This is a genomic window from Acidobacteriota bacterium, assembly GCA_016196035.1.
GTDB lineage: Bacteria > Acidobacteriota > Blastocatellia > RBC074 > RBC074 > JACPYM01.
Window position 1 is genome coordinate 57,484 of the sequence record JACPYM010000123.1, and the last position, 26,319, is coordinate 83,802.

The following is a 26,319-nucleotide window of genomic DNA, read 5'->3' on the forward strand; positions in this document are numbered from 1 at the left end:
GAAAGCCCCTAACAACAACCACACGCCGAAGCGCGCAGATGCTGCCTTCATTGTCATCCTACCGCTTCGGCCCTTCCCATTGAAAGGCAATTGAAATGCAGTCCTATCAAGCTTATCAAACGAAGCAAACCCAATTTGAAGAACAGGCCGACAAAAAACACGAAACCACCGGCGCAATTGCCCATTGGCTTTTTCTTCTCATTGGCGCGGCGATCAGCGCGGGCGCGAGCTACTTCATTGGCCACAAGGGCATGGCGGGCAATGATTTCTACGAAAGCACCATCGGCGCGAAGAATGCAGCTTGGCTGGTCGTGTTTGCGTTGGATGGCTCATTTCTCGCGCTGGTCTATGGGATGGCCTCGTTTCTCAAAAGCAGCGAGCAACGCGAACTGGCTGGCCGTGCGTTGGTCGTGTTGAAGGTTATCTTGTGCCTGAACATCCTCGCCGCTTTCCTGCTGATTCAGCGCGCCAACGTCTTACCGTGGATTGAGAACTATACGGTCTACGGTTCCCCGCTGGTGATCGGCGCGGTGCTTTGGTTGTGGTCATCGCTCTACGCGAAACGACGCCAGAACGTGATGATGGCGAACGCGCTCGACACGCAAGCCACGCGCGACGCGGCATGGGCGCAACAGTATCTGAATGATCAGGCCCGCAACCGCGAAGCCTACGATCTGGCTGCCAATTCACCCGCGATGAACGCGCTCCGCAATGCCGCTGCTCGACGGAAAGCCATTGAGGCTGTCGCGGCTGAATTCGCGCTGCCCTTTGCCGAAGCGGAGCGGATATACAGCGAGGCCGAACACGCGCGCATCACGCCGCAGTCAACAGCGAAGCCTACAGCCGTCTGGCGCGGTGGCCAGCAAGTAGGCAACGGCGTGGATTGGGACTCAGCCCCAAAAGTCTAAGGCCGGTGATGGATGCCCCGCCGCCTTCACCCGGTGGCGCATCACTGGCGCTAATCTCGACAACGGCCGCGCCTGTCCGAAAAGCCGAGACGAAGGCTCCAACGGAAAAACGTGGCGGTAGCGGGTCAACGAAAAAACGTGGCGGTAGCGGGTCTGATTCGTTGCCGCCGCTGCCTGCGATCCAGTGGGAGAAGAGAACCGACCGGCCCGGCTTCAGTTGCTGGCACGCGCCAGACGGCGCACAGGCGCACCGCCAGACCAAAACCTACTTGGGATATGTCAGCAGGAAATTGCTGGCTGAATGGCTGGCGTTGCCGAAAGCTGAACTACTGGGCACCGTCACCGCATGGGTGGCGGATCGGCGCACAGAGAAGGGGATGGACTAACTGTTAGATCGTTGGCGAGGCTGAGCACCAATCCGTCCTCGTATTGAGTTCATACGTATTTAGATCAAGAAGAGGCTTTCACGACTTGATTGTTCTGAATCAGAAAAGTGTAGGCTTTAATGACCTTAGCGCCAAAACCATTCTTTGCTCGCAGAGTCAACTGGACTGTCCAATAGGTGATTCCTTTTTTCTTTATCTTGGCAGGACCACGCCACTCAAGATATTCGGCGCTGTCGTAGTCGTTGAGAACTCGTTTCAGATAATAATCCACGCAATAAACTTTGCCATCATAGTTCCTCCGGGCAGGGATTGGTCCGGCAGCTTCTTCGTATAAAAAGGTCTGTCCTGCTTGTTTCAAAAGCCGCCCGGCTTCTCTGTATTCACGGGCCTTTTCGGGGATAACAGACAAATGCTTCATAGCCAATTCGTAATTCTCTTTGTCATAAGAGCGGCCAATTAAAGTCTTGGCTTCTGCGAGATGGTCATTTGAAGAAAGTTCCGGCATTGGACTTGGTGAGGGGGGAGGCGTGGTTGCTGTGGTAGGGGTGAAAGCAGTATCAGTTGCTGGATAGGAATTACTCTGAATGGAATGGTTTAGCGGCCAGTTAGAAATGAAGACGATAATCCGGAGTCCTAGAAATAACAGTAAGAAGGCAACAATAACTTTCGCAGAACTGAATTTCGGTTTGCTTGGGGCCGCCTCCAAGATGAACGAGAGTGGCTGGCCGCAGTTACTACAGAACTTTGCTTGTTTGCTATTTTCAAACTGGCAATGAGTACAAATCACGGGTCGAACCTTTCCGGGGCACGGCGAAGTTTGATAGTGCTGTGTTTCTATTCAGGGCTTTCCAGTGAGTCACACAGGACGTGCGGCGGCGGGAAATTACGCCTGACCACGAGAAAGGTCAAGTGCGAGATGCTAACTGTAACCCATTCTGGAAGCACGAGATTCTACCGGTCAACCGGTCGGTCAACCGGTCGGTCAACCGGTCGGTCAACCGGTCGGCTAACAAACCGGCAAAACGACAAAACGACCGACGTTACAACTGGTAATCAGGCTTTCAGGCCATCTGGCAATTTGGCAAGCCAGCTAGCTGGCTTGCCAGCTAGCTGGCTCCAACCGGCTTTGCAAGAGCCCAGGCCAGGGCACTGCTGGCTGTTGGGGCCTCGATCAAAGTTACCGTCTGGCGTTCGATCAGCTTGCCGTCTGCGTCATAGAGCGCGCCGCATCTGCCACAGAAGTACGCGCCACGATCCACCTGAAACGCACACTCGCGTGCCGGGTGCAACGGATAGCAGCGAAGCCATTGCGCTGGCTGGGCGGTTTCGATTCGGAGCAAGTTTGATGACGGGCGACGTGGCATGATTGAAATCCTGAAATCGCGAAAGCCTTTAACCTCAAAATCACGTGGTTTTCTTTCCAGCCAATAGGACCTCTTCCAGCGCTGACAAACGATCATCCAACTCCAGTGCCTCCCGTGCTTTTAACGAGAATTCAAGGATGGTGCGTGCGGCTGAAACGCGCGCTGGCGCTTGTGCGAGTGGGTCCGTGAGTGTTTCGTGGAGAGTTTTGACCGCATCAGAAGATACGTGCTGCAAACGGGTCAACGTGGTTTCGAGTAAGCGCGATCGAGCTGACTTATATGCCTTGTCGAAGGCGGGGTCGTTTAGCCAACGATAGAGCGATGCCTCGCCCACCCCTGCCGCGACAGCCGCATCTGCAATAGTTCTTTCAGACAGAAGCGCTTCAATTGCGCGAACTTGTTTTGCGGTGAGTTTTATTCCCATTAGCTCGAAAGCCTCTCAAAAACTCTCAAAAACTCTCAAACCTTGTCACCAGAAATCGCCAACCATTGATCGAATAGGCGGACTGAGATGATGCGCTTGGCGTCTTCACCAACAGGAAGGTCCTTTATTTTTCCGGGCAATGCTTTCACGTATGCCGCAAATTTATTATGTGATTTGTCCCTTAATTCTATGATGTTTTTGTAGCCTGATGGCAGCGGCGGCGCGACTCCCAATTTGATGAAGTTTTCAAGCAGAAATGCAGCAAAGGCGAAGCTCTTTTTCGCAGGTAGCGCATGTGTTTGCTTCAAATACGCGATTAATTCTTGCTCTCTTTTTTTGAAGTAGGCATCAAGCCTGTTTGCTCGTGTGCTCAGGTTCATAATTTTACTCCTTTGGTTATTTGTCTAGCTTGCTTCTTGGTTGGCTTTTTCTTTTGTGTCGGCACTCGTTACCTCAAATCAAAGTTTCTCACCAGTGTGCAATAGCCACTCTTCAAAAAGCCCAACCAGGATGGCGCCTTCCGCATTTTTGCCACCTACCGGCTTGCTTACTATTTTTTGAAAGTTGCTCAAATACGTTTTGCACTCCTGCACTGACCGATCCCGCAGCTCCCCCATCGTTCGGCACCCAAAGGGGAACGGGGGGAGGTAACCCAGTCGGATCAAGCTCTCAACCATGAAGGCTCCAAGGCCGAACTGCCTTTCGGTTGACCAGGCAGCGGATTGATCAAGGTATGTCAGCCACTGAGATTCACGAGCTGACAGGTAGTCAGGAAATTGAGATATTTGGGTATTGGAAAGCATAGATTCGCCTCAGAATCGCCCCAGATTGCATAGGCTGCGCCGCCGCCAAAACGTTTAACAGCGGCAGCGCAACGTAGGCCATAGGCCATCAGAATCTGGCGACGTGTTGCTCATAAAGACCGGGATTCTGGCGCACGGCCAAACCCAAGGCTTCGGTGTACTCCATCGCCCCGCCACTTTCGCTCATCAGCTTGCGGGCCTTAGCGTCGAGCAGGCCAGTGGCTGTACCTGCCGCCGCCGTTGGATTGCCGAAGCCGATTGAAGGGAAGGGATTGGGATGGACGCCGTGTTTAGCCAGCGTTTTCTGGTCGGCAATATAGGTATCAACCTCTACCGAATTTTCGCCAAAGAGTTTGGCGAGTTTTTCCAAGTGCTCCAGGTGCTTGGCGTGGTTGCCAACCCAGCGGACACCGCCAATCCGGTTGCCCTGAATCTCATCCGTAAACCGCTGTTTGCGCAGGGAATTGTTCGAAGCAACAATTTGTTCTTGGGCGCGCTTCAAAATGAGTTGGTTTTCGATTGATGACATGGTTCAAATCCTCCGTGGTTGTCAGTGGTTAAAGTTGATCTCGAAACAAAGCTCGCTTTGCGTCGGGGTTATTCCGCAGGTTTTCTGCGATGGTTTGCGCGCTCTCTCGACCCGATTCCCGAAGTCCGGTCATCACCACGTGCCCGGCAGGCCGGGTTTCCAAGCTTTCGAGCGCCGCCGTGTTTCGCTCAATTGCGGCGGCAACAATTCGCTCGCCCATTGTTGGCGCACCGCTCGCGCGTGTTGATGTGGTTGCGGGGATTCGTTGGGCTAAGCTCGTGGTGAGACGTTCAAAGAAGTCATCAAAGGGGAAGATGTTGCCATTTGTTTGGGGCACAAAAATTTCAGCCCCGCTGCCGACGTTGATTCCGCGCAGGCCGTCGAATACTTGGTCTCCGGCGCTGACCGGGCCGCCAAACAGCCTCCGGGTAAAGCGATTGGCAGAATTGAATTGATCTTGGAGTTGCTGAGTTTCGCGCAGTTGCTTGACCAAGCGGCTGTTGGTTTGGCCGGTGGACTCTGCGTAGGCGGCGAGCAGTTCTTTGGCCTGTTCGTTGCGGATCGTGGTGAGCATGTTGTTTTTGAATTGGCCTTTGCCATACAACGATTCGCCAAGTTGTTTAATCTGCTCGAACACAGCCTTACCTGACTTGCCATCCACGCTGACATCGTATTCGTCTTTGACGGTTTTTTTGAACTTGCGAAAGTCCTTGCCGCCAAAATAGTTAAAAAGCAGCGCACCACCGACCAGTCCACCCGCCACAATCGCCGTGATTGGATTGCTGAACAGCGCCGGCAAGGCCGACCCGAACGCGCCACCAAAGATGCCCGCGCCCGCCGCCGTGCCGCCCAGCGCGCCCGCCAGCACACCAGCGCCCAACGTCCCGCCGAGGCCACCAAGCAGTTGACCAATCTGTGAACTGCCGCCTGCCTTTTGGCCCAACAGTCCGCCGCCCAACAATGCACCGGCTGCGCCCAGTCCGCCCACTGCCGAACCAGCCGCCGCCACGCCGCCACCTAACTGCGGGATCGCTACGCCAGGTATCTTCGGTAAGTCGCCCAATGCGCTTGTGGCCGTCCCCGCATAACTGCCAAATCCACTGCGGCCAAATAATCTACCCAAGGCGGGAATGCGTTGCAGGATGCCGCGAATGTTGAAGCCACCATTGCTTACTGCACTGCCACCACTGCCCGCACCCGGAATTGGTGCGCCAGAATAGGAAGGGGTCAGAAACCCGCCGTATCCGCCACCGCTGCCAGTCAAAAAATTGGAGGCTGAGTTCAAAAGCCCGCCGCCCGTTGTGCCAGTTGGCGAGGTGGTGCCGGTGGACGTGGCTTTTGGGTTAAAGAGATTGCGCAAAACCTTGATCAATTCAGACGTGAGCAAGTCCGCTGCCAACCGCTTCAGCAATTTGCCGAACGAGAGGGAAGCGCCCGCAAAGCCGTCGTCAAAGCCTTGTCGGATCGTGTCGCGCAGGCCACCACCAAGCCCCTCAAAGAAATCGCCCGTGGTAAATTCGCTGCCCAGTCCTTTGGCGAACCGGCCAGTGTTGTTGAGTTCTTTGCCAAGGGTTTTGAGTTGCTCGATCTCAACATCCAAGTTTGCTAGTCCGATTTCTTTGGTGAGCGGGGCTTTGCACAAAAAGTCCCGTTTGCACAAAAAGTCGAGTGATTGCGTAGAAGCGCGCGCAAATCCAAATGACTTATCGCCGCTTTTTTTCAACCTGCACAAAAAGTCCGTCATTTTTAGAGGTTTTTGTGCAAAGCCGGTGAGCGGGTCGAGTTGTGTGGCGCGCACCAGTTCCTTTTGGGCTTGGTAGGCTTCGATCAGTTTGTCGCGATATTTCGTTTGCACGCCCAAGAGTTCGCGGCGACCTTGCGTCTCACTCACGACGCCTTGTGTGGTGCGCGCTTGTACCTGCTCCTCGTCACGACGCAATTGTGCCTGCAACAATTCCGCTGCCGCACCTCGTTGCCGCAATCCAGCTAAGGGGTCTGGAACTTCACCCAGTTTTAACTCTGGCGGCTTACTGGCCAACTCTTTGAAGTAGTCAAGATTGATGATGGGCTTGAGTAGCTTCTCGCGTTCGTGAGCGCGCAGACGCTCAATCTCAAGCAAGTCGCGCTGCTTGATGGTTTGCTCAGTCAGCAGGTCGTTCAGCTTTTCTTCCAGCTTCAACCGTTCGGGAGTCTCTTTCCTGATCAGGGCAATCTGTTTTCGGGTTTCTTCCGCCAGGACTTTCTGGCTGGCGATTTCAGCCTCAACGCTGGCTGTCTTGATGGCGGCACGCTGCTGAATGTACTCGTACTCGGAAGTCAACCCTTCTTTGTGTGATTCATCCAGTAAATCTTGCTGGCGTTTGTATTGGTCTTCGAGCAACTTTAGTTCATTGTCACGTTCGGAGCGCAACAACGAGAGACGGGCTTCCGCCAGTTGCTGGGCCGCGTGCAATGCGCTCTTACTGGCCGATGGACGCGCTGGCGTATGCCCGCTCAGCGTGGCGGGCTTACCGGTGCGCGGGTCTACTTCCACCGCATTCCCAGCATCAAACACGCGCGCCTTGTAGGCACGTAAATCTTCCAGATTGCGTGAATTGATAAAACCCTGATCAAGCCGGTTCACTTGAAAGGCGTTGTTTTGCCGCAGACTGTCCAACGCCTTTTGTATGCCGGGAACTTCCTGGCCCAACAACTTTAACGGCTCATTGATGAGGTTGAGCACGGCGATCCCGATACCATCCATTGCCGCCGCGCCCGCCGCGCCCAATAGTTCAAACCAGTCGCGCAACTCAGTCACCGCTGACGTGGTGTCTTGCAAAGTAATTTTTATTTCCTGCAACAACCGTTCTTTACTGGGCAGGATGTCAAGCGAACCGCCGAACCCGACCACCGAATCAATCAACTGATCAAACTCGCCGACAATCTCAGTCAATAACTTCTTCTGCTCGCCAATCTCTTTGAGTTGGCGAATGAAACCGTCTGCCGCGTCAAAAAGCCGACCGGAAATAAGCGTGGCGATGTCATCAATAAAGGCCAACAGCGGTTTCAGTTTGGCGTCAATGTCCAGCGCTTTCGGGTCGAACAGCGATTTGGTCAACTTGTCTAAGCGCTGCGTAAATCCGGTAGTCAGCTTTTCCGATGCGCCCCCGCCCAGCACTTCAACTGCTTCCTGAAAGTTCGAGGTCACGCCATCAAACGTCTTCGCTACTTCCGCGCCCGATGCCCGAAAAACCGCTAGACGTTTATTGAGTTCGTCAGCCAGCTTGTTCTGCTCGCGCCAGCTCTTGACCATTGGATTGGTCAGGCCCAACGCCTTGGCCACACGCGCATTCTGGTCAATATCACCGGAAAGGATGGCGCGCGTTTCCTGCCCAATCTCGCGCAAGGGCACGCCCAACGCGCTGGCCGCTTGCGTCAGGTCAATCGTGATCTGGCGAATTTGATCGAGGTTGAGCCCAGCAGACAGACCTGGCCCTAAACTGGTTTGAAAGCCTTCGATGAGTTGGCGTGTGGCGGCGGCCGTCTCAAGACCCGCGATGCGCAACTTTTTGATTTGGTCATTCGCCAGCGGGATGGCTGCTTTCAAGGCGTCTGCGCCCAAGAGCTTTTGCCCAGATGCGTTTTTAAGTTCGCCCAGCGTGGCAATCAGCGAGGCGATGCCCAGCTTTGAAGTTTGAATCGTGGCGTTGAATTCGACACCTTGCTTGAGGAAGGCGGCAAACAGGCCCGCGCCACCGGCCAGCGCAGCCAACGCGGCCAATTGAACGTAGAGCGATTTGACCAGCCCCGTGAGTTTTCCAACTATCCCGTCTGCGCCTTTGAAGAAGCTGCCAAAGCTGGCAGCAGATGCAGCCGGGCCTTTCTGGAATCGGCCTAGTTCGTCACGTAATCGTTCAACTTGTTTTTGGGATTCTTTGCCACGCTCAAGGATTTCCTTGAAGGCTGAGACGACGCGCTTCGCGCCAGCGGCAAAATTGCTGTCATCCAAGGCATACCCAACAACGGCGTTATCTACAAACATTTGCGGCCTCTCAGTTTGGCAATTACCGAGAAGGCTGTTGCAGGGCTGGCCTGCGGCGAGTCGGTGGGATAATTTCAGGGGGAGTTTACGGTTTTTACTGATAAAAGCCAGTGAATTATATGGCGGCAGTGGTTGGCGTCAGCGATTCTCGCGCCTTTTGGAGTCGCCATTTGACCGCCGCAATTTCGCCCAGCGTCGCTGGCAATTCGCCGGAGCGCTCACCCTTCTTTCGCAACCGCTCAAGCTCGGCTTCTGCATCCTGAACTCGTTTTTCGAGCGTCGGACGGTTACGTTCAATCTCCAACACTTGGCTGGCTTCTATCGCCTCACCTTTTGCGTGCTCACAGGCTGCTTCAGCTTCCCGAAACTGCGCGACTGCGGTATCGCTGGTTTCACAGACTGTTACAAAACGCGGATCGTTTTTTGCGAGCAGTCCCAATTGCACGACAAATTCAAAATCACGTTTATTGATGACCGCGTTAATTGCTGCGGATTGAATCGGTCCCAGTGCTTTGGTCAATGCTGTTTCTTTGTCCTGCGTTTCGGCCAGTCGCGCTTGGGCGGCTACCAGCCGGTCGTCAACAAGTTGCGTTTGTGCTGCTGCCATAATTTCCTTTCAGTTTTTCAGTTAATTCCACGGGTGCCCCACAAGGAGTAAGCGAGGCACCCGCCTAGCCAAGCACCGCCGCGCCTGGCCTTTACCGCTCGCCTCACTGCTGGTCTGCGGCAAAGTTTTCAAGAAGCGAGCGCGGCACCAAAGAAAGCTGCTAAAAAGTGCTCTGCGCCCGCTTCATTGCCCTCACGTCTATGCCAGCGAACCGTGAGGACAAACTCAAAATTAAAACGGTATTTCGTCATCACCCAGGCTTGGCGGTGCTTGCGCTTTCAACGCAGCACGGGCCGCAGCTTTGTTCGCGCCAGCATTGCCGGTCTTCGTCTGCGATGGTGCCGCTGTTTCCGTCTGGCTTCGCTCGTCTCCGCCTTCGCCCTTGGCTCCCAAGAATTGGATGTCTGAGGCCGTCACCTCCAAAGCTGTGCGGCGGTTGCCATCACGGTCCGTATATTCAGTCTGGCGCAGCCGGCCTTCGACGTAGACCTGTTTGCCTTTTGAAAGGTACTCGTTGGCAATCTCAGCTTGCCGCCGCCAGACGGTGATCTTGAACCAGGTCGTTAAATCCTGGAACTCGCCGGTGACGTCTTTGCGCCGTTCTGTTGTTGCAACTGAGAAATTGCAGACGGCTTCGCCGCTTGGCGTGTAGCGGATTTCGGGGTCGCGGCCCAAATATCCGACGATGATGATTTTGTTGAAGCTTGCCATGATGATTTCTCCTTTTTGCTCAATGTCGGGAATGTCGGGTTTTATCCACGAGAGCAACCCGGAGCATTTCGCATTGCTGAATTCATTCGACTTTCGTTCTCCAACCGCTCCATTTGCCCGCCCAATGTCGGGAAATGTCGGGTTTTGATGTCGGGTTTTTGCGCGGCTTTTGAAAAACCCGACATCAGAAAAGCCTGGAAAACTCTCTGAGCCTCTCTAGTGCGGATAAAACCCGACATTCCCGACATTGGGCACTTAACCCATTGATTCCACTGGGCAAGTTGATGTCGAAAAACCCGACATCGGCCCAAAAAACCCGACATCAAAACCCGACATTAGCACCCGCAATTCGCCCTCGATGTCGGGAATGTCGGGAATGTCGGGTTTTCTCCACAAGACCTACCCTCCCCATTTTTTCGCGCTCAGGTGAATGACCGACTGAGACCGGTCGCCGATCACCCGGCGCACCTTCAGCGTGTCGCGTTTTTCATCCACCGAAGCCAGCAATCCGGCTTCCTTCAAACGCTTCCACAGCGTCTGCGCTGTGATCGTCAGCCCCTCACCATTGCCGCCCATCGCCTGCGCCAGTCTGAACGCAGCATCGGGTTGGAGGTAAAGATTGTCACCCTCCAACCAACCGATCCGGTCGCCTTGCGCTTCGCCGCTACGCCAGCCCCAGGCTTCCCGATCTTCCGGTTGCCCACCGTCCAGCGCCGTCAGATGCGCGCGTCCGCTGGCAAGCGCCGCTTGCAACAACTCGACAAAGCGCGTGGCCGGATTCTCACTCGCGCAAAAGCCCTCTTGCGCACGGCCCAGCGTATCCAGCGCGGTCATCACGGCCTCGCGCAAACCGGTAATCTCTTCGCCGTCCAGCGCGCCGCATTCCGCCACGAATTCAAGCCACACATTCCAGGCCCTTTGCAGATAGGCCAGCGTCGTAGCTGAGCGTTTGTGCGCGTTCACGCCGCTGCTCAACCATTCTTCGCGCAGTTGGCCGATGTGGCCCGAAGCCCCTGCACGCAGCTTGCCGATGCGTGCATCCGTCGCCAGCCACCGCAAGAAGGCGCTCATGGCTTCGGCGTACAGTCCCGCGCGGGCCTGGTGTTGGCATTTGGTCAACTGTTCCCACCTCACCGCATCTTTCTCGACTTGCAGGATTGCCAGCCGCGCCCGCAACGATTGGCCGCGCGGCAAATCCTCGCCCGTGCCGACTGCTAGGCCGCGCGGCGGTTTGGGCGGCCGCACGCTACCATCCGTCCGGCAACGCGCCCGACCCGAATGGTTGCCCTGCGCGCGAAAAACGCGGTCAGCCGCGACGTGCAACCGGGCTTGCTCTTGCGCCGAACCGAGCGGGCAAAAGTCGTCAATCACCAACACGCAATCCTTCGCGGTGTGGGCAATAGCTTCCAGCGCATTGGCCGAAGAAGACCACGCGGCAGGCAGCGTCTTGGCGTTGAAGCCGCTGCCAAAAAACGCTTGCACCAACGCCGCCAGTTCGCTTTTGCCACTACCCGTGTAGCCGACCAGGAACAGCGAGAAATCCGGGTCTGTGAGCACCGCCGCGAACGCTCCGCCCAACAGCGATAACGTCACAACTTCCGGCGCGACTTGCGGCAAATCGAACGCCACCGCGCGCACAACCTCACGCAACCGCGCGCCTGTTGGCGGCGGGGGCAAGCGGCAAAGTGCGAATTGTGGCGACAACTCAACTTCAGCTTCGATCAACCCTTCGGAGCTGATGGCACCGCCCGCGTGGTAATAGCGCCAACCCTCGCCGTCGTCGCGCCAACCCGTGTGCGCAATCACACGCCGTGCCTGAATGCCAGCCGACAGCAACCGAATCGCCACGCGCGTATGCTCGCCCTTCGCCGGATAGACCACGGCCCGCGCTCCCAGAATCGTGTTGAGCCAGCGCAGCGAATCGAATTCCTCTGCGTTGACCATGCCTTTGCGCGGCTGGCCGTCTCCCGCCAGATTGGCAGTGATTTCGTAAACGCGGTTGCTCTCCGTGCCATCGTCGCGCTCGATGTCCGCCGTAATCGTGGCATTGAAATTCGTGAGCAGCACTTCCGTTTTGTTGTCGTTACGGCTGTCTCTGTCGAAGACCGGCTTGAGCCAGATCAACCCACGCCCATTGGCTTTGTATGGACAATCGCCCGCATCGTCAGCAACGGCTTCTGCTTCAGTGGTGGGTTCGGAACTGATGATCGCCTGCTGTTTTGCTTTCGGCTGGCTCTTCAGTTTGGCTGGCTCGCCGTAGCCCTCCGCCGCCAGCGCCTTCGCTGCCGCCTGGAAATCGCCACCGTATTCAAGCAGCGCGCAGACTGCGAAAGGCGAATAGGCGCGGTCAAACTCAAACGGCGCGGCATTGGTGCTGAACAGGTAGAGGTGGCCATCATTAAATAGTGTGGCGCTTGGTCTGGCGCCGCCTGGCCGCTGCCAGCGTTCGCCCGCGCTGCTCTTGCCGCGTTGCCGCCAACCATGCTTTTCAAGCAAGGCGCGCACATCACCACGTTGATTGAAGTCCTCGCCGGGTTTCAATCCTTTCGCCTTCGGCTGGAGTTCAGGCGCGACGTGCTGCGACGGTTTGACGTATTGATTGAATGAGCGGGCACAACTCAACAGGATGTCGCGTTCCTGCGGCGTAATCATCGGGATCGCTTTCAAATCGCCGTTGATTAACTTGTAGGGCTTACCAGATGAATGGCAGGCCACAGGACTGCCCGCCGTCACCACATAACCGCCCTCGCCGCGCGTCTCGATCAGGGTTTCGATTTTCCAGTGCTTAAAGTTGCGCTTGATGCTGCCTTTGACATCCGACGCGATTTCAACTTCATGAGTCGCAAGTTTCTGATTGGCTCCAATCGTCTCGCAACGATAGAAGACGTGCAACCCGCCTGCTGGCGTCTCGACCTGTGGTAACCGGCCGAGCAAGCCGGGCGCAGCAGCATCAACCAATTCGCGCCATTCGGGGACAAGTTCTGGCGCATCGTGGTCCAGGATTTCCAGGCCCCCGCTGACTGCGCCACCGATGATCGCAATGCCCGGACGCTGGCCGTTGCCAAAGGCTTTGCGCAGCTCAGCATCGTTGGCCTGGCGTCGCTCGAACTGTTTCCAAGTAGGGAGCGCAGGCGCTTTCGAACCGTCTGTCTTTATAGGAATGAGTGAGAGTCCGGCGTCGCGCAAACGCCGGACTCCTTCAAAAAGTGAGAGGCTCATGCTGCCCTCCTCTCGCCCGCCTCTGCGCGCAACACACAAAACACATTTCGAATGCGCTCAAAACAGTGAGTGCAGAGCGGGCGAAAATCGTCGCCGCTGCTGGCCAGATTGCGCACGGCCAGCAGTATGACCGCACGCGCGGTAGAGTGGTGAGCACAGAAAAAATTGCGTTGGGTAGTTGGTAACGACTGAGACCGTGATACTATTGGCGCGTTCAAAAATTCGATAGATTCGGAATCGGCCCGTGAGTGTTGCAAGCGCTCGCGGGTCGCGTTGTTTTTGGAGTTCACTGGCCACCTCCCTCAATCCAATTTTTGACTGCCGCGCCCTTCAGGAGCACCTTGCGCCCCACGTAGTTGGCGACTAACGCACCAGATTTCAGTGCCCGAAAAATTGTCGCCGGACTCACTGTGTAGTGAGGCGAGGTGCGATCAGTCAGCTCGCGGATCGTGTAGTAGGTGTCTGGGTTGAGCGGTTGTTTGTCGGTGTTGATTTGCGGTTTGCGCACGCGAGTAATATTGCGCGTGCGCAATTTGTGTTGCGTAGAAAGCGCAGTCATAATTTATACGATCCCTTTCCTGCCAATTGGCAGAGTTAGTGATTAACCCAGCCCGTCGCGTCGGCTCCAATCGTTGCGGCGGGCCTCTCTCTTGCTGACTCAGGCTATCAATAATTTTTGGTCTGAACTACTCCCGAAACGCGAGATATTTTTAACCTGGGTTGTTTTCGTTTTTGATTTCACCCTAGGTTGGCTCAGACTCAATGGTAATGAGCGGATCAAGTGGAAACAGCCCTTCCCTCAATAGATAGCTGAAAAAAATCCCAGCCTCACTCACATGTCTCACCTTTAGAAATTCACGTACTAAGGGCTCAAGCGTAGCCACCGGAATTGGCTTGATACTCTTCTGCTGTGCTTGTTTTGCGTAAATTCGCTCTGCCATTCTCTGGAGCGTGTTCATTTTTCCTTTAAGCATATTGGCCTCTGCAAATTTGGCGAGCGCGGCATTATCAAAACTGTTGTCATCCCTGAGCACAACCGACTCATTGTGTTCGATCCCGAAGAAGGCAAATGCCTTCTGACCTGGAGCCACCTCCACAAGATGCTGTCCATATCTTTTTTTGGCTTTGGGCCGAACAACACTTTCAAGTTGCTCAATCACGAAGTAGATAAAAAAGGCGTGTGCTCGCTTCTGAATCTGTTTGCCTTCGAGTTTTAGCTTGGCCAGCTTTTTCAGTGTGGTTGTCTCGACCTCCAACTCATCGCTTTCCAAGATTCGCTGAATTGCTTGTAACTTTAACTTTGCACGCGCATCGCCACCTCCTGCCATCGCCATCAACTCGCTCATGTCATCTATGATTTGGAGCAATGCTGGAAGTGCTGTTTTCGGTAAATAACCTAAAACGACTCCTGGGTAGGTAGCGAAAGCTGCCGTTAAGTTGCGAAAATTCTGTCTTGCCCGAATACCACCTGGCTCAATTTTCAAACCAAAACAATCAACCAAATCCTGGATCAGTTGGGTCAGTTCACCAGAGTCGAAGGACATACCTTCTGACTTGCTTTTCCTGCGCATATTGGGCCTCTCTGTAAGCCTCTCTGGTTGTTTTCCGGCTTGCCCTGCTGCACCAGAGAAATTGCAGCCTACGCGGTTCATGAGGCCGCGCAGTGGGCAAGCCGAACTCGATCAATTTACATACTCATTCAACGTGGGCACCTCTGGCATATACAGATTATCCAGTGCTTGGGCCGCACGCCGCGCTGTCTGCTGGTCTACATTCATGTACCGCAAGAAAGTTGAAATCTGCTTGTGCCCTGTGATCTTCATCACTTCCATTGGCGGCATTCCGGCACGAATCATGCGCGTGGTGCCAACGTGCCGCAGGTCGTGGAAATGCAGATCATCAAGCTGAGCTAAGTTGCGCGCCGTTGTGAAAGAATGCTTGACGTTGTTGGTCAAGCCAAACACCAACTCATCCCGGTTACCAGTTCCCCGCTCCCAAAGACGTTGCAGTTCAGTACTCAAACGCGTAGTCAAGCCAATGGTACGAGACTCCCAAGTCTTCGTCGTGGTCTTCCGCACGCGGATCACGTTGGCCTCAAAATTAACATCAGACCATTTAAGCTGGAGCAATTCACCGTGACGCATCGCTGTGTCAATCGCTGCGATGATCAGCGGACGAAGATGAGCACGACGGCCATCACACACCGACAAAAGCCGCGCTTCCTCGTCTTCTGTCAGGATGCGGTCGCGGCGGTTTTCGTCAGCGTGGCTGATAAGTGACTCGCCTTGTTCAAATGGGTTACGCGTAATCCACCCGTTGCGCCGCGCGAAATTCATCATCGCTCGCATCAATGACAGTTCCCGGTTGACGCCGGTGATGGTGCGCTCTTTTCCTCTGATTGTGTTTGTCTGAAGCCGCGCAGCGCGGTATTTTTCCAGGTCGGAATGGGTTATGGATTGAATGCGTTGTTTGCCGAAAAAGGCAGAGAGGTTTTTGAGATAACCAAGCTGACATTGCCATGAACGCAATCCGGCGATGCGCGTCTCACCTTTATAAACGGGCGGGATCAATTTTTTGTCAGTGTATTTCTTGGCGAGTTCGTTGAAGGTCAGACGTGCTCCATCAACGCTGCGGCCACCATGATCATCAAGGGTTCGTAAAAGCCGCTTGAGTTCCCTGCTCGCATCGGTTTTGGAAGCTGCTCGCCGCCTGAGGTCATGTCGCTTCCCTTGCTCATCGTGGTAGGTTACCCTTACCACGAAATCATTTTGATCTTTATTGAACTTTATACTGCCGGAACGTTCTCTAGCCATTGCCAAAATCCTCCGCTGTGCAAGTGCCACATTCGACGCCACATTGCTTTGAGAGCAAGAGAGCGTAAGCGATAGCACAAGACAGCAATAAGCCCTTTATTTCCAGGATTTTAGCAGAAAGGCGAGAGACTGAGAAGGGGGCAGATAGTACGGTTGCCAAGACTCCTAAGCAGTAGGCCGCTGGTTCGAGTCCAGCCAAGCGCATCCCTTCAAAACGGGCATCTTTGTTGATGCCCGTTTTGTTTTGTGCGGAGACACCTCCATAACGCATTTGCCTGCAACGACAGTATCCTTTCAATTTTCACCCAACTTGCACGCCGTCAATACTCACCACGTAATGTGCCGGTACACAAAATTCTTTTGTTTGCCTAACGTACTTACTCGGCCACGGTCGCGAACCGCTTGCTGCTTCTCCGTAAGTAACTCAATAAAAAGGACGAAGCCCGCCGCCGCTGGTTCTTGCTTTCATGGTTGGCGTCAAACTTGCTTATTTGGGTGCAGCTTGGCGGTTAACCAACCAAGCTCATTACAAGAGGAGAACTAAGTATGAAAGTGATACCGACAATATTGCTGACGATTATGGCTTTGGTGTTTGTTGGCTGTAATGCGCCACAACCGGCGGACGATTCCGGGATCACCACCAAAGTAAAAACCAAGCTTTTCGCTGACACGCGCACCAGTGCGGTCAAGATCAGTGTTGAAACCGTAAACGGAGTGGTGACGCTGACGGGAACGGTGCCCACCCAGGCCGAAAAAGCGGCGGCGGGAGAGATCGCCAAAAATACTGAAGGCGTGCAAAGAGTTGATAATCAGGTCACCGTCAATCCGAATTCCCTGGGTGCCAGCAACGCCGGTGAAAAGGCTGGCGAAGCAGTCAGTGAGGCCGAACAAATGGTCGGAGACGCGGGAACCACGGCGAAGATCAAGGCCAAGTTCATCGCGGCGGGCATCATTGGAACCAATGTTGATACGGTCAACGGCGCGGTCACGCTGCGCGGTCATGTGGACAACGCCAAGGAAAAGGCGTTGGCTGAAATGCTGGCTAAAGAGACTGAAGACGTTAAGCGTGTGAAGAACGAATTGGTGATCGAAAAGAAATAATTGATTCAGCAAGGTAAGATCCTGCCTTAACGACTACAACTGGCGAACGTTTGGTCGCTGGTAGGCCCGCAAACCCAAAAATAACCTGGGAGCCTGTGTTGAAGGCCGCTAATGTTAGCGGCCTTTATTCATGGCAGCATATTATTTTGCCCTCGCTAGAGCGCGAAGAGTTCTTGTCACTGGTATGGTGTTACGGCTAAACGTTTCCGTATGAGAATTGCTCTGGTTTCGCCCCGCTCTCGCGCCGGTAAATGTGCATGCTGAATGAGCGCAGCACTTAGCGTTTTAACCAAGGTGTGGCCCGCCAAATGCACTACTGACCACCCGAAAGGGAACAGGTTATCAGTTGCAATGACGCAGGCTGATATACTGACGGGTAGAAAGAAAATGAACATCCAAAATCTAAAAAGCTTCGCGTTTACCACGGCGTTTGGTCTGGGCCTCATCATTGCACCTGGCCTGTCTAACCTGTCCAGCGTGCAGGCCCAAGACCGGCGTCACGAGCAAGACGAACGTCGCGATCAAAACCGCAGGAACGACGATGATCAAAATGATCGTTGGCATCAACGGCGTGATGTCCGCGTGGATCGCAACCGGGACGGCGTGGATGACCGTTACGAACGCAACAGAAATGTTGACCGCAATCGTGATGGCGTGAATGACCGCTATGAAAACAACGGCCGTTATGACAATCGCGGCTACCGGAACGATGGCTATTACGGCAATGACGGCTATTACCGGAATGATGGCTATTACGGGAATAACGGCAACTCCGGCTATCGCAACGAAGAGCAAAAAGGCTATCGCGACGGGCTGCAACGCGGCCGCGAAGATGCCCAAAGCCAGCGGCGCGCTGACCCGAACAATTCCAGCCACTTCCAGAATGGCAGTCAGGCGTATCGGGAAGGCTTTCGCCGGGGTTTCTTTGAAAGCTATCGGCAATACAGTGGTGGCCGCAACCGCTGGTAAGATTCGGCGCAGCTAAGCCGCTCAACATAAAAAAAGCCATCCGGTAAAACGGATGGCTTTTTTTGCGTCAGCAGAAATCTTGGTTGCTGCGCCATCAGGCAGCTACGCCAGCCAGCTTTCCAAATGCTCGGCCACAAACGCATCATCATTCAACTGCGGATATTGCGCATACAGTCGGTCAATCTCTTCCATCTGCCCGGGCGAAAGGTCTTCGCGCGGATCCAAGCACCAGCGCCCGACAAGCAATCCTTGCCGCCGCAAGACTTCGTGCAAACCGGCGATGCAGCCCGCGAAGTTGTGCGCGGCGTCGAAAAGTACCGCATTCGCATCGGTGATTTCCGCTGCACGGGCCAGCAGTTCAAACACTTGTCCGTTGATGCGCGCGGCTTTGATTTCGGCCAGCAATTCAACGGCACGGCGCGTCCAGACGGCCCAGTGGCCGAGCAGGCCGCCCGCAAAATGTAACCGTTGCCCGGCGACGCGGAATTCGGTCAGCAGGTCAGCGACGATGTTGTCGTCGTTGCCGGTGTAAAGCGCGACTTCGGTGTGCCGCCCGCTCTCGGCCAGCGCGCGCACGACATCCAGCGTTTGATAGCGGTTGAAGGGCGCGACTTTGATGGCGACGACGTTTTCGATTTCGAGGATGGCGCGCCAGAAATGGTAATCGAGCAGGCGTCCGCCCACCGCCGGTTGCAGGTAAAACCCGAAGAGCGGAATGATCTCGGCGACGGCGCGGCAATGGGCGATCAATTCTGCGGTTGTCGCGAGAGGTAATGCAGCCAGGCTCAGCAAGCCGAGGTCATAACCCAAGCCGCGCGCGAAACCGGCCTCGGCACAGGCTTGCGGCGTTGGGCCGCAAACACCCGCAACTTTGATCAACGCCTGGCCTCTGCGTTGTTCGTGCTCGCGCATGGTTTCGAGCGCCAGTTGCAGCACGGGTTCAAACAGGGCGACGCGTGGATCGCGAATGGCGAATTGAGTAGTGTGCACGCCGACGGCAAGACCGCCCGCGCCCGCCGCGCAGTAATAGCGCGTCAATGCCCGCTGGCGGCGTTCATCAAGTTTGCGTTCAGCAGTCAGCGCCAGCGGATGCGCGGGGATGACTGCGCCGTCGAGCAGGCGTGTGCGCAAGGCGGAATCCATCATCATCAGAAACTTCCATCTGTGACTTCAAATTTCGTCGGCTTGTTCAGACTGACGCCACCGCGCTCAACCCAGTGCGCCACCAGTTCCAGCAATTCGCCCAAGGTGACTTCAGGATAGCCGAACAGACGATGGCAGAAGGTCGCATTGTTCAGCAGCGCCACTTCGCCTTCCGCGCCTGCAAAGATAGCCGGGCGGTTGAAGCGAGTCGCAAAGAATTCAGCCGTGTGCCGCACCGACACGGTTTCCGGCCCGGTCACGTTCAGAATGCGCGGCGGCGCTTCGCACAGTTCCAACGCACGTACTGCATACGCATTCGCGTCGCCTTGCCAGATCACGTTGAAATTGCCCATCGTCAAATCAATCGGCTGACCTGTGTGTACCTTGCGCGCGATGTCCACCAACACCCCATAACGCAAATCCAAGGCGTAATTCAGGCGCAGCAGCAAACAGCGCGTGCCATCTTCGCGCGCAAAAAATTCAAACAGGCGTTCGCGGCCCAGACACGATTGCGCATATTCGCCAACCGGCGCGGGAGCATCCGTTTCCACCGCTCCGCCTCGTTTGATGTTGACCAGGGGATACACATTGCCGGTCGAATAGACCACGATGCGCGCGTGGCGATGGCGCTGGGCAACCAAGGCGGGCGCCAGCGTATTGCTGGCCCAGGTCAAATCGCTGCGTTCGGTCGAGCCGAATTTGCGGCCCGCCAGATAGAAGACGTTTTCGGCTTCGGGCAATTGATCAACCTCATCACGCCGCAACAGATCGCAGACAAGCGTTTCGATACCCACACGCTCGAGTTCGGCACGCACGGCGGCATCATTGAACCGCGAAACAGCAATCACACGTTTGTATAAACCGGCGGCCTCGACCGCGCGCTTGACGCGGCGCGCCAGCGATGGCCCGATCTTGCCGCCCGCGCCCAGCAAAATGATGTCTCCCGACAAACGGCCCAGCACCGCGATTTCGTTTGGCGTGGGCGCGGAAAGCGCGTCTTCGAGTTGGGCTTCGGTTTCGATGAGTTGCATAGCTTTCGTTGTAGAGCTTTTGTTGCAGAGCTTGCAAGGAGTCGGCAGACAGCTCTCGTTTCAGCCGAACTCCGGCCCCAGAATCGCGAATTGATTTTCCAGCGCACCATAACCGGACGCGCGGCCCGGCTGCTGCCGAAACCACATGCGAATGAGCGGCCGTTGTTCACGAAAACCTGCCGCGCTCAGCCATTGCAGCCAATTTATTTGCTGCTGCGGCACATCCAAAATGACCGGCGCGCCCATGTGGCGATGCAAACAAGCCGCGACCAATTGGCGCGCGGTTTCCTCATCCACCGCAACCAGCGGGCCAAGGTGCGTGAAATTGAAACCGTGCCGCCCGCAAACGAACCCGGCCAGCGCCGCGCCACGCCGCACAATCCAGGCCAGTTCCGGCGCGCCTGCCCACAACCATTCCAGCAACACGCGCCGCGGCGCGCCAAAGGCAGGTTCATCCAGCGCGCAGACCTCAGCGAAATCAGCGGCCCGCAGTGGTTGTGCTGGGTTCTTTCCAACTTCGGGTTTGAATTGCGCGGCTTCCAGCCGACTCAAACGATACTCTTCCACGAAATTGAGTTTGCGATAAACGGGATACCCGGCGGGCGTGGCGTCTAGGCGCAGGCACGGTTCAGCGTGCAAGACGGCAAAGGCCTCGCGCAAGAGCTGCGTGCCGATGCCCTGCCCACGCTCCGCCGGATCAACCAGCACCATCCCGATCCAACTGAATCGTTGTGGATAGCGCACGGTCGTCACGGTGCCGATGACGCGTTCGTCCCGCACGGCGACGCGGCAACCTTGCGGGCTGAGGCGCAAAAACAATTCCCAATCGCGGCGCACCTGATTCCAGCGGCTGGCGCGGCAGAGTTGCAGCCCGGCTTCAATGTCGGCGGAATTCATGGCGCGGTATCGAATCATTGCTCACAGCTACCAGTAAAATCCCGCCGCAGATAACCGCTGATGGACACGGATCACGCTGCTTTCTATCTGCGCTAGTCCGCGTCTATCTGCGGCGAAATCTATTCGCATATTCATTTAAATCGGATTGACTATGCCCGCCTCGGTCGCGCGATTGTTGCGCACCAGCATCAAGACAGCGACGACGGCCAGCAGCGGAATCAAACTCGCCGCGATCAAAATCGGTTCAAACGAATAACGATCCGAAACCACGCCAGTCAGGTAAATCGCGGTGATCGTGCCCAGTCCCGCACCCGTGCCGCTCAGGCCGCTGACTGAAGCGACCGAGCCAGTCGGATAGATGTCCGCAGGCAGATTCAGCACCATCGTCGAGAGCGCCGCATACGCCAGCGTCGAAATCGCAAAGCAGGCGACCAGCCAGAAATACGAAGTCGTATAAACAGTCGGTATCAGCAAGGTCATGCCCAGGCCGCTGATCACGACGACAAATTTGCGCGCCGTGCCGACTGACCAGCCACGGTTGATCAGCCAACTCGACAAGCCGCCACCCGCAAAGTTGCCAATGTCGGCGGCCAGAAACGGCACCCAAAACGCGAGCAGGCTTTCTTCCAGTTTGTAGCCTTTGCTGACCAGATAGATCGCAAACCAATCGGTGATGAAAAACCAGACCGGATCGGTCAGCGTCTTGCCGATGATGATGCCCCAGGTTTGCGGCAAGCGAAGTAATGTGTTGTAGCTGAGCCGCTGCCCTTCTGTAGTCTGGCCGGTGTCGGCGCGATTTTTCAAAATGTCGGCGCGCTCTTTCGCCGACAAACGCGGATGGTCTTCGGGCCGCTGATAAAAGGCGCGGAACAGCAGCAGCCACAAAAAGCCGAGCACGCCGGTCACGATGAAGGCGGGCCGCCAACTGCCAAAGATGCGATAGGCCCGCAACACGATGAACGGCGCGAGCGCGCCGCCAATCGAAGAGCCGCTGTCGAACAACGCCACGGCCCAGCCGCTTTCGCGTTTGGGGAACCATTCGCTAACGGCCTTGGTCGCGCCGGGCCAGTTGGCCGATTCGCCCGCGCCCAGCAGGAAGCGGAACAACTGAAAGCTGCGCAAGCCTGTCGCCAGCGAAGTCAACAATGCTGCAATCGAATAAAACGTCACCGCCAAGCTCAACCCGCGCCGCGTGCCGATGCGATCCAGCCAGCGGCCCGACGCCGTCTGGCCCAGCGCATACGCGATGCGAAAGGCGATCAGCAACTGCGCGTAATCGGTGTTCGTCCAGTGGTATTCGGTCTTGATGTACGGCGCGAGCACGCTCAGCGTCTGGCGGTCAATGTAATTGATGACCGTCGAAAGAAAGAGCAAGCCGCCGATATACCAGCGCAGGTGTTTGAGCGGTGTAGCTTTCATTGAAGTTGTTACGGTGATGCGGCGGAGAGTGTAAACCAGCCTTAAGCCGGTTGTGTCTGTTGCTTGTATTCCTTGCGAATCAACTGCGCCAGGGGATTCCACGGGCGCAGTTGCGAGATGAAATCCAGCGCTTGCTCGATGCCTTTTTCGTGCACGAGTTTCTGCAATTCGCTGGCTTGCGGATCATTGGCTGGATTGAACGCAAACGCCGCGGCGCACCCTTTGATCAGGTGGGTTGATTCGATGCCGTAACGATAGGCCAGTTTGACCGGGCCGATCAGCCGGTCATCGGCTTGTAATTTGCGCACCGGATCGCGGCCCACGCGGGCGATGGTGTCCATCAAGGCGGCGTTGCAGAAGCTGGCCAGAATCTCGTTGATCATCCCGGCGTAATGCAGCGAGCGCCCGTGTTTCATATGCAGCGCGCGTTGCGATTCGAGCATCGCGCCGACCACCGCGCGATTGATCGCCTCATCCGCCATCGCTTCATGAATGTAGGTATAGCCTTTCAGATGGCCGAGATAGGCGCACACGGCGTGGCCGCAATTCAGGATATAGAGTTTCTCTTCAATGGAAGCGGGAAAGTTATCCAGCCCTTTGAAGGGCGGCAGCACGTCGAAATGCTGTTTGAGTTGCAAGGTGTCGAACAGCACATCGCCTGACACATCCGCCGTGATGACCTGCCGCCCGTGTTCATCGGCTTCCTGCGAAGAAACGATGCGGTCGGAAATCGCCGCGTTGAAGCCGACACGATCCTGCACATCCTGGGCGTACTGGAACGGCAGGTTGGTGAAGATCAGCCGTTCGAGTTGCGAACCGGCGTTTTTCAAATTCTCGCAACAGAACACATCCAACGGCTGTTTGACGCCCGACTTGATGCGATAGAGCAAAGCTTCGGCCAATTGCGGCGCGACCCACGGCAAGTTGTCCGGGCGGACTGAGGTGTAAATCTGATCGGCGCTGCCAACTTCCTGCACGAATTCCTGACTCGGCGTTTTGACCGCGCGCACGCCACGCACTTCCAAGCGCGTCTCAATCGCGCCTTTGGTCAGCACATCGAAGCCCAGCCGCGCGAGCGAATTGACCAGTTCATCACGCCGCGCCGCAAAGACAAGCTCGTGCCCCTGCAACGCCAGCGCAATGCCCAGCGCACCCAATCCAACGCGGCCTGCTCCGATGATGATTATTTTCATAGCTTTTTGAAGTAGTCAGTAGTCAGTAGTCAGCATTGATTCGCCGCCAGCATTGAGCGCATGTATGCATCAAGCAGGCGTCCGATTTCGTCTAGGTCTGCGGCCAGTTGTCGCGTATCGGCGTAACCTAAATCTTTAGCCAAAATAAGGTAATAACGGCATTCTTCGAGCGAACCTTGGGCAATGTTATAAAACCTGGCTTTGTCAGCCGGGCCTTTCTTCCTAAACCCTTCGGCGATATTGGCTGGTACCGACACTGCTGCCCGCCGCAATTGCGAGGTTAAACCAAAAAGCTCGTGCTTCGGAAATGTTTCAGTCATACGATAAATCCCAAGCACCCAAGCGTGAGCCTTCTTCCAAACGTCAAGGTCTTGAAAGCTTCTCGACTTGTTCGTCTTGGCTGCTACTTGGTCATTCATCATAGACCTACTGACTACTGACTACTGACTACCTTAACAACGCTTCCATCTTTGCCAGCAATTCCTCGAAGACCAGATTCCGTTTGCTCAGGAAATCATCAGCACCGGCTTGCAGCGCTTCGATTTTGTCTTCGATGCCCTGGCGGCCGCCGAGCAGGATGACAGGCGTTTCGAGTTTCGCTTTACGCAGATCGCGGCAAACATCGAAGCCGGATTTGTGCGCCAGCAAGGCATCCAGCACCAGCATGCCGAAGTCGCGCTCTTTGTTGAGCACCTGTTCGTATGCAGTCTTGCCATCCTGCGTTTGTTCGACGACGTAGTTTTCGGCTTCCAACCCGCGCGCCAGCAAACTGGCGAGTTCACCGTTGCCGATCGCCAGCAACACGATCTGCGGCGCGGCCAGCATCGTCGTTGCGCCCATTTTCGCCAGCGGGCGCGACATGGTCAGATAGGCCGTTTTGGAAATGCCCGGCCCTGCCGCAGTCATGGCACCTTGCACGCTGGCGAGCGCCCCGGCAGCCAGGCGGACTTCAATGCGGCGCATTTCGCCAGTCGCGCCGAGTTTGGCGAAGATGCTTTGCGCCTGTTCCAAATGCGCGCGCGCTGATTCCAGGCGTCCGACGTGCGTGCGCAAATCGCCGAGCGCCGCTTCGCACAAGGCGGTGCGGAATTGATCGCCGATGCTTTGAAAGATCGAAAGGCTCTGCGCAAAGCTGCGATTGGCTTCGGCCACCTGCTGTTGCGCGGCGTGCACGCTGCCGCGCACATAAAGCACACGGCCCGCCAGACCCAGTTCAGGATCGAGCGCGGTGATGGCTTCGGCGGCTTCGAGCCGAGTTTGCGCTTTGGCGAGATCGCCCTTTTCCAAATGCACCAGCGCCAGTTCCAGTTCGAGCAGAATCTGCTCTTCAAAGGCCCCCTTTTCGCGGGCGACTTGCACGCCTTTCTCCAACGCTTCAATCGCTTCGGCGCGTTGCCCGCGCGACATCAGCACGCGGCCCAGGATGCGCTGCGTGCGCGCATACACTGACTGCCCGTGGCGCTGGACGGCGGCCTGAATCGCATTCCAGGCCGTCATCAAATCGCCCTGATACAGTTTCAATTCCGCCAGATCAGTCAGCGCGACGGCTTCGGCCTTGACCAGCTTGTGCTGCTGGGCCAATTGCAAGCGCTCTTCAAACAAGCGCAACGCCGCGCCCCACGAACCCAGCCGCGTCAGCACGCGCGAAAGCCCGCTTTGCGCCTTGAGCAGCAAGCGCGTGTTACCGATGGCTTGAATCTGCTGGATAGCTTCTTGATAGACAGGCACGGCGTCTTTCAACTTGGCTTCGGCATAGAGCACGAAGGCTTCCTGCACTTTGACGCGCGCGCGTAAGACCTGATCGGTCGTCGTTTCAGCCAGCCGCGAAGCGCGCAACCAGTGATAGCGCGCGCCTTCAAAATCGCCTTCCTTCCAATCCACCCGGCCCAGCATGTAATGCAATTCGGCCAGCAAGCGCGTATTGCCCGCGCGCCGCGTAGCCAGCAAAGACCGTTGCAAATGCTGGCGCGCCTCAAACAGTTCGCCGCTGCCGATCAGGGCGCGCGCCCACGCGGCGTGCGCGTCGGCGCTGCCGGCTTCATCGGCGGACTGGGCATAGCAATTCAGGCTCTGTTGCAAGGCCTCCAATGCCATGTCGGTTTGCTTGCCCTCGCAATAGGTGCGCCCGAGCGTCAACAGCACTGAAGCGCGAAACGGCAACGACAAGGCGCTGAGCGTCGCCGGATCGGTGTATTTGTTGAGCAATTCCATCGCGCGCGCTGCCTGGCCCTGGTTGAGATGCTGCTCGGCCAGCACACAGCGCAAGTTGGCCTCTTCGCGCGGGTCAGCCGGCATCGCATCGAGCATGCGGCCTGACAGCGATTGAATCAGGCTTTGCGTCGTGCTGCGCGGATGTTTGGGAGCACCGTCAGTCGGCGCATCGCTGGCGACGGCGCTGAGAATTTTGAAATTGACTTCCGGCCCGCCGTGGCCGAAGCGCAGATGGTCGCCGTCGTTGAGCATCTGTTCGGCGACGCGCACGTTGTTGACATAACTGCCGTTGGTCGAACCCAGATCGCGCAACAGGAAATCATCGCCCAGCCGGATGATTTCGGCGTGGGCGCGCGACACGACGCCGTGCGGCAGGCAGAGCGAATTTTCCGTCCCGCGCCCCACGGTGAAGCGCGGCGTTTCGAGCGGAAAGATTTTGACATCATTGTCGGTCAGCAGGTGCAACTCGCCACGCGTATCCATCGGCGGTGTGTCTCCTCAACGGGATGCATTGGGGGTGTAAAACGGCGGGGAGTATAGCAGAGATACCGCGCGGCGGGTATGGTCAGC

Annotated in this window: 24 protein-coding genes; 4 read left to right on the top strand and 20 right to left on the bottom strand. The window is 56.2% G+C overall.

What is annotated here, in order from left to right:
• The first annotated feature begins 95 nt into the window (after nucleotides 1-95).
• Together HY011_34215 and HY011_34220 are read left to right on the top strand one after the other, a co-directional pair.
• The gene (locus HY011_34215; protein ID MBI3428007.1) at nucleotides 96-908 is read left to right on the top strand and encodes a hypothetical protein; all 813 of its coding nucleotides are present in this window, start codon (nucleotides 96-98) and stop codon (nucleotides 906-908) included.
• A gap of 161 nt (nucleotides 909-1,069) precedes the next feature.
• Nucleotides 1,070-1,294, top strand: coding sequence for a hypothetical protein (locus HY011_34220; GenBank protein MBI3428008.1), 225 nt, complete (start codon nucleotides 1,070-1,072; stop codon nucleotides 1,292-1,294).
• A gap of 64 nt (nucleotides 1,295-1,358) precedes the next feature.
• On the opposite strand, the gene HY011_34225 is transcribed toward HY011_34220, so the two are convergent.
• The 13 genes from HY011_34225 to HY011_34285 form a co-directional block, all read right to left on the bottom strand.
• Entirely contained in the window at nucleotides 1,359-2,081 is a 723-nt protein-coding gene (locus HY011_34225) for a zinc ribbon domain-containing protein (protein ID MBI3428009.1), read from the bottom strand.
• A 617-nt stretch (nucleotides 2,082-2,698) separates the two neighbouring features.
• Nucleotides 2,699-3,082, bottom strand: coding sequence for a hypothetical protein (locus HY011_34230; GenBank protein MBI3428010.1), 384 nt, complete (start codon nucleotides 3,080-3,082; stop codon nucleotides 2,699-2,701).
• Between the two features lie 35 nt (nucleotides 3,083-3,117).
• Nucleotides 3,118-3,462 carry a hypothetical protein gene (locus HY011_34235; protein MBI3428011.1) on the bottom strand — a complete coding sequence of 115 codons (345 nt, stop codon included), beginning with the start codon at nucleotides 3,460-3,462 and terminating at the stop codon, nucleotides 3,118-3,120.
• Between the two features lie 78 nt (nucleotides 3,463-3,540).
• Nucleotides 3,541-3,885 carry a hypothetical protein gene (locus tag HY011_34240; protein MBI3428012.1) on the bottom strand — a complete coding sequence of 115 codons (345 nt, stop codon included), beginning with the start codon at nucleotides 3,883-3,885 and terminating at the stop codon, nucleotides 3,541-3,543.
• Nucleotides 3,886-3,973: 88 nt separating this feature from the next.
• Nucleotides 3,974-4,414: a hypothetical protein gene (locus tag HY011_34245; protein ID MBI3428013.1), complete on the bottom strand. Its 441-nt coding sequence runs from the start codon at nucleotides 4,412-4,414 to the stop codon at nucleotides 3,974-3,976.
• A gap of 28 nt (nucleotides 4,415-4,442) precedes the next feature.
• Entirely contained in the window at nucleotides 4,443-8,435 is a 3,993-nt protein-coding gene (locus tag HY011_34250) for a hypothetical protein (protein ID MBI3428014.1), read from the bottom strand.
• A 115-nt stretch (nucleotides 8,436-8,550) separates the two neighbouring features.
• Entirely contained in the window at nucleotides 8,551-9,042 is a 492-nt protein-coding gene (locus tag HY011_34255) for a hypothetical protein (protein ID MBI3428015.1), read from the bottom strand.
• A gap of 231 nt (nucleotides 9,043-9,273) precedes the next feature.
• Complete coding sequence (locus HY011_34260) at nucleotides 9,274-9,753, bottom strand: single-stranded DNA-binding protein (GenBank protein ID MBI3428016.1); 480 nt, start codon at nucleotides 9,751-9,753, stop codon at nucleotides 9,274-9,276.
• A gap of 255 nt (nucleotides 9,754-10,008) precedes the next feature.
• Complete coding sequence (locus HY011_34265; protein MBI3428017.1) at nucleotides 10,009-10,149, bottom strand: hypothetical protein; 141 nt, start codon at nucleotides 10,147-10,149, stop codon at nucleotides 10,009-10,011.
• A gap of 3 nt (nucleotides 10,150-10,152) precedes the next feature.
• Nucleotides 10,153-12,972: a bifunctional DNA primase/polymerase gene (locus HY011_34270; GenBank protein MBI3428018.1), complete on the bottom strand. Its 2,820-nt coding sequence runs from the start codon at nucleotides 12,970-12,972 to the stop codon at nucleotides 10,153-10,155.
• A 286-nt stretch (nucleotides 12,973-13,258) separates the two neighbouring features.
• Entirely contained in the window at nucleotides 13,259-13,504 is a 246-nt protein-coding gene (locus HY011_34275; GenBank protein ID MBI3428019.1) for a hypothetical protein, read from the bottom strand.
• 211 nt (nucleotides 13,505-13,715) lie between these two features.
• Nucleotides 13,716-14,624 carry a hypothetical protein gene (locus tag HY011_34280; GenBank protein ID MBI3428020.1) on the bottom strand — a complete coding sequence of 303 codons (909 nt, stop codon included), beginning with the start codon at nucleotides 14,622-14,624 and terminating at the stop codon, nucleotides 13,716-13,718.
• A 30-nt stretch (nucleotides 14,625-14,654) separates the two neighbouring features.
• Nucleotides 14,655-15,785, bottom strand: coding sequence for a tyrosine-type recombinase/integrase (locus HY011_34285; protein ID MBI3428021.1), 1,131 nt, complete (start codon nucleotides 15,783-15,785; stop codon nucleotides 14,655-14,657).
• 546 nt (nucleotides 15,786-16,331) lie between these two features.
• Here HY011_34285 and HY011_34290 point away from each other — a divergent pair.
• Together HY011_34290 and HY011_34295 are read left to right on the top strand one after the other, a co-directional pair.
• Entirely contained in the window at nucleotides 16,332-16,886 is a 555-nt protein-coding gene (locus HY011_34290) for a BON domain-containing protein (GenBank protein MBI3428022.1), read from the top strand.
• 387 nt (nucleotides 16,887-17,273) lie between these two features.
• Nucleotides 17,274-17,855, top strand: a complete 582-nt coding sequence (locus tag HY011_34295) for a hypothetical protein (GenBank protein MBI3428023.1) — start codon at nucleotides 17,274-17,276, stop codon at nucleotides 17,853-17,855.
• Between the two features lie 102 nt (nucleotides 17,856-17,957).
• Here HY011_34295 and HY011_34300 read toward each other — a convergent pair whose 3' ends face one another.
• The 7 genes from HY011_34300 to HY011_34330 all read right to left on the bottom strand — a co-directional run bounded on the left by HY011_34300 (nucleotide 17,958) and on the right by HY011_34330 (nucleotide 26,232).
• On the bottom strand, nucleotides 17,958-19,004 hold the full coding sequence (locus HY011_34300; GenBank protein MBI3428024.1) for a dihydrodipicolinate synthase family protein: 1,047 nt from the start codon (nucleotides 19,002-19,004) through the stop codon (nucleotides 17,958-17,960).
• Nucleotides 19,004-20,020 carry an NAD(P)-dependent oxidoreductase gene (locus HY011_34305; GenBank protein MBI3428025.1) on the bottom strand — a complete coding sequence of 339 codons (1,017 nt, stop codon included), beginning with the start codon at nucleotides 20,018-20,020 and terminating at the stop codon, nucleotides 19,004-19,006. Before HY011_34305 ends, HY011_34300 begins: the two co-directional genes overlap by 1 nt.
• Nucleotides 20,021-20,089: 69 nt before the next feature.
• Complete coding sequence (locus HY011_34310) at nucleotides 20,090-20,944, bottom strand: GNAT family N-acetyltransferase (GenBank protein MBI3428026.1); 855 nt, start codon at nucleotides 20,942-20,944, stop codon at nucleotides 20,090-20,092.
• A gap of 117 nt (nucleotides 20,945-21,061) precedes the next feature.
• Nucleotides 21,062-22,345, bottom strand: a complete 1,284-nt coding sequence (locus tag HY011_34315) for an MFS transporter (protein ID MBI3428027.1) — start codon at nucleotides 22,343-22,345, stop codon at nucleotides 21,062-21,064.
• A 41-nt stretch (nucleotides 22,346-22,386) separates the two neighbouring features.
• Entirely contained in the window at nucleotides 22,387-23,538 is a 1,152-nt protein-coding gene (locus HY011_34320) for a hypothetical protein (GenBank protein MBI3428028.1), read from the bottom strand.
• 29 nt (nucleotides 23,539-23,567) lie between these two features.
• Nucleotides 23,568-23,957 (bottom strand): four helix bundle protein, encoded by a 390-nt coding sequence (locus tag HY011_34325; protein ID MBI3428029.1) that lies wholly within the window; start codon nucleotides 23,955-23,957, stop codon nucleotides 23,568-23,570.
• Between the two features lie 28 nt (nucleotides 23,958-23,985).
• A complete protein-coding gene (locus HY011_34330; GenBank protein ID MBI3428030.1) occupies nucleotides 23,986-26,232 on the bottom strand; it encodes a response regulator in 2,247 nt (748 codons plus the stop codon).
• Between the last annotated feature and the right edge of the window lie 87 nt (nucleotides 26,233-26,319).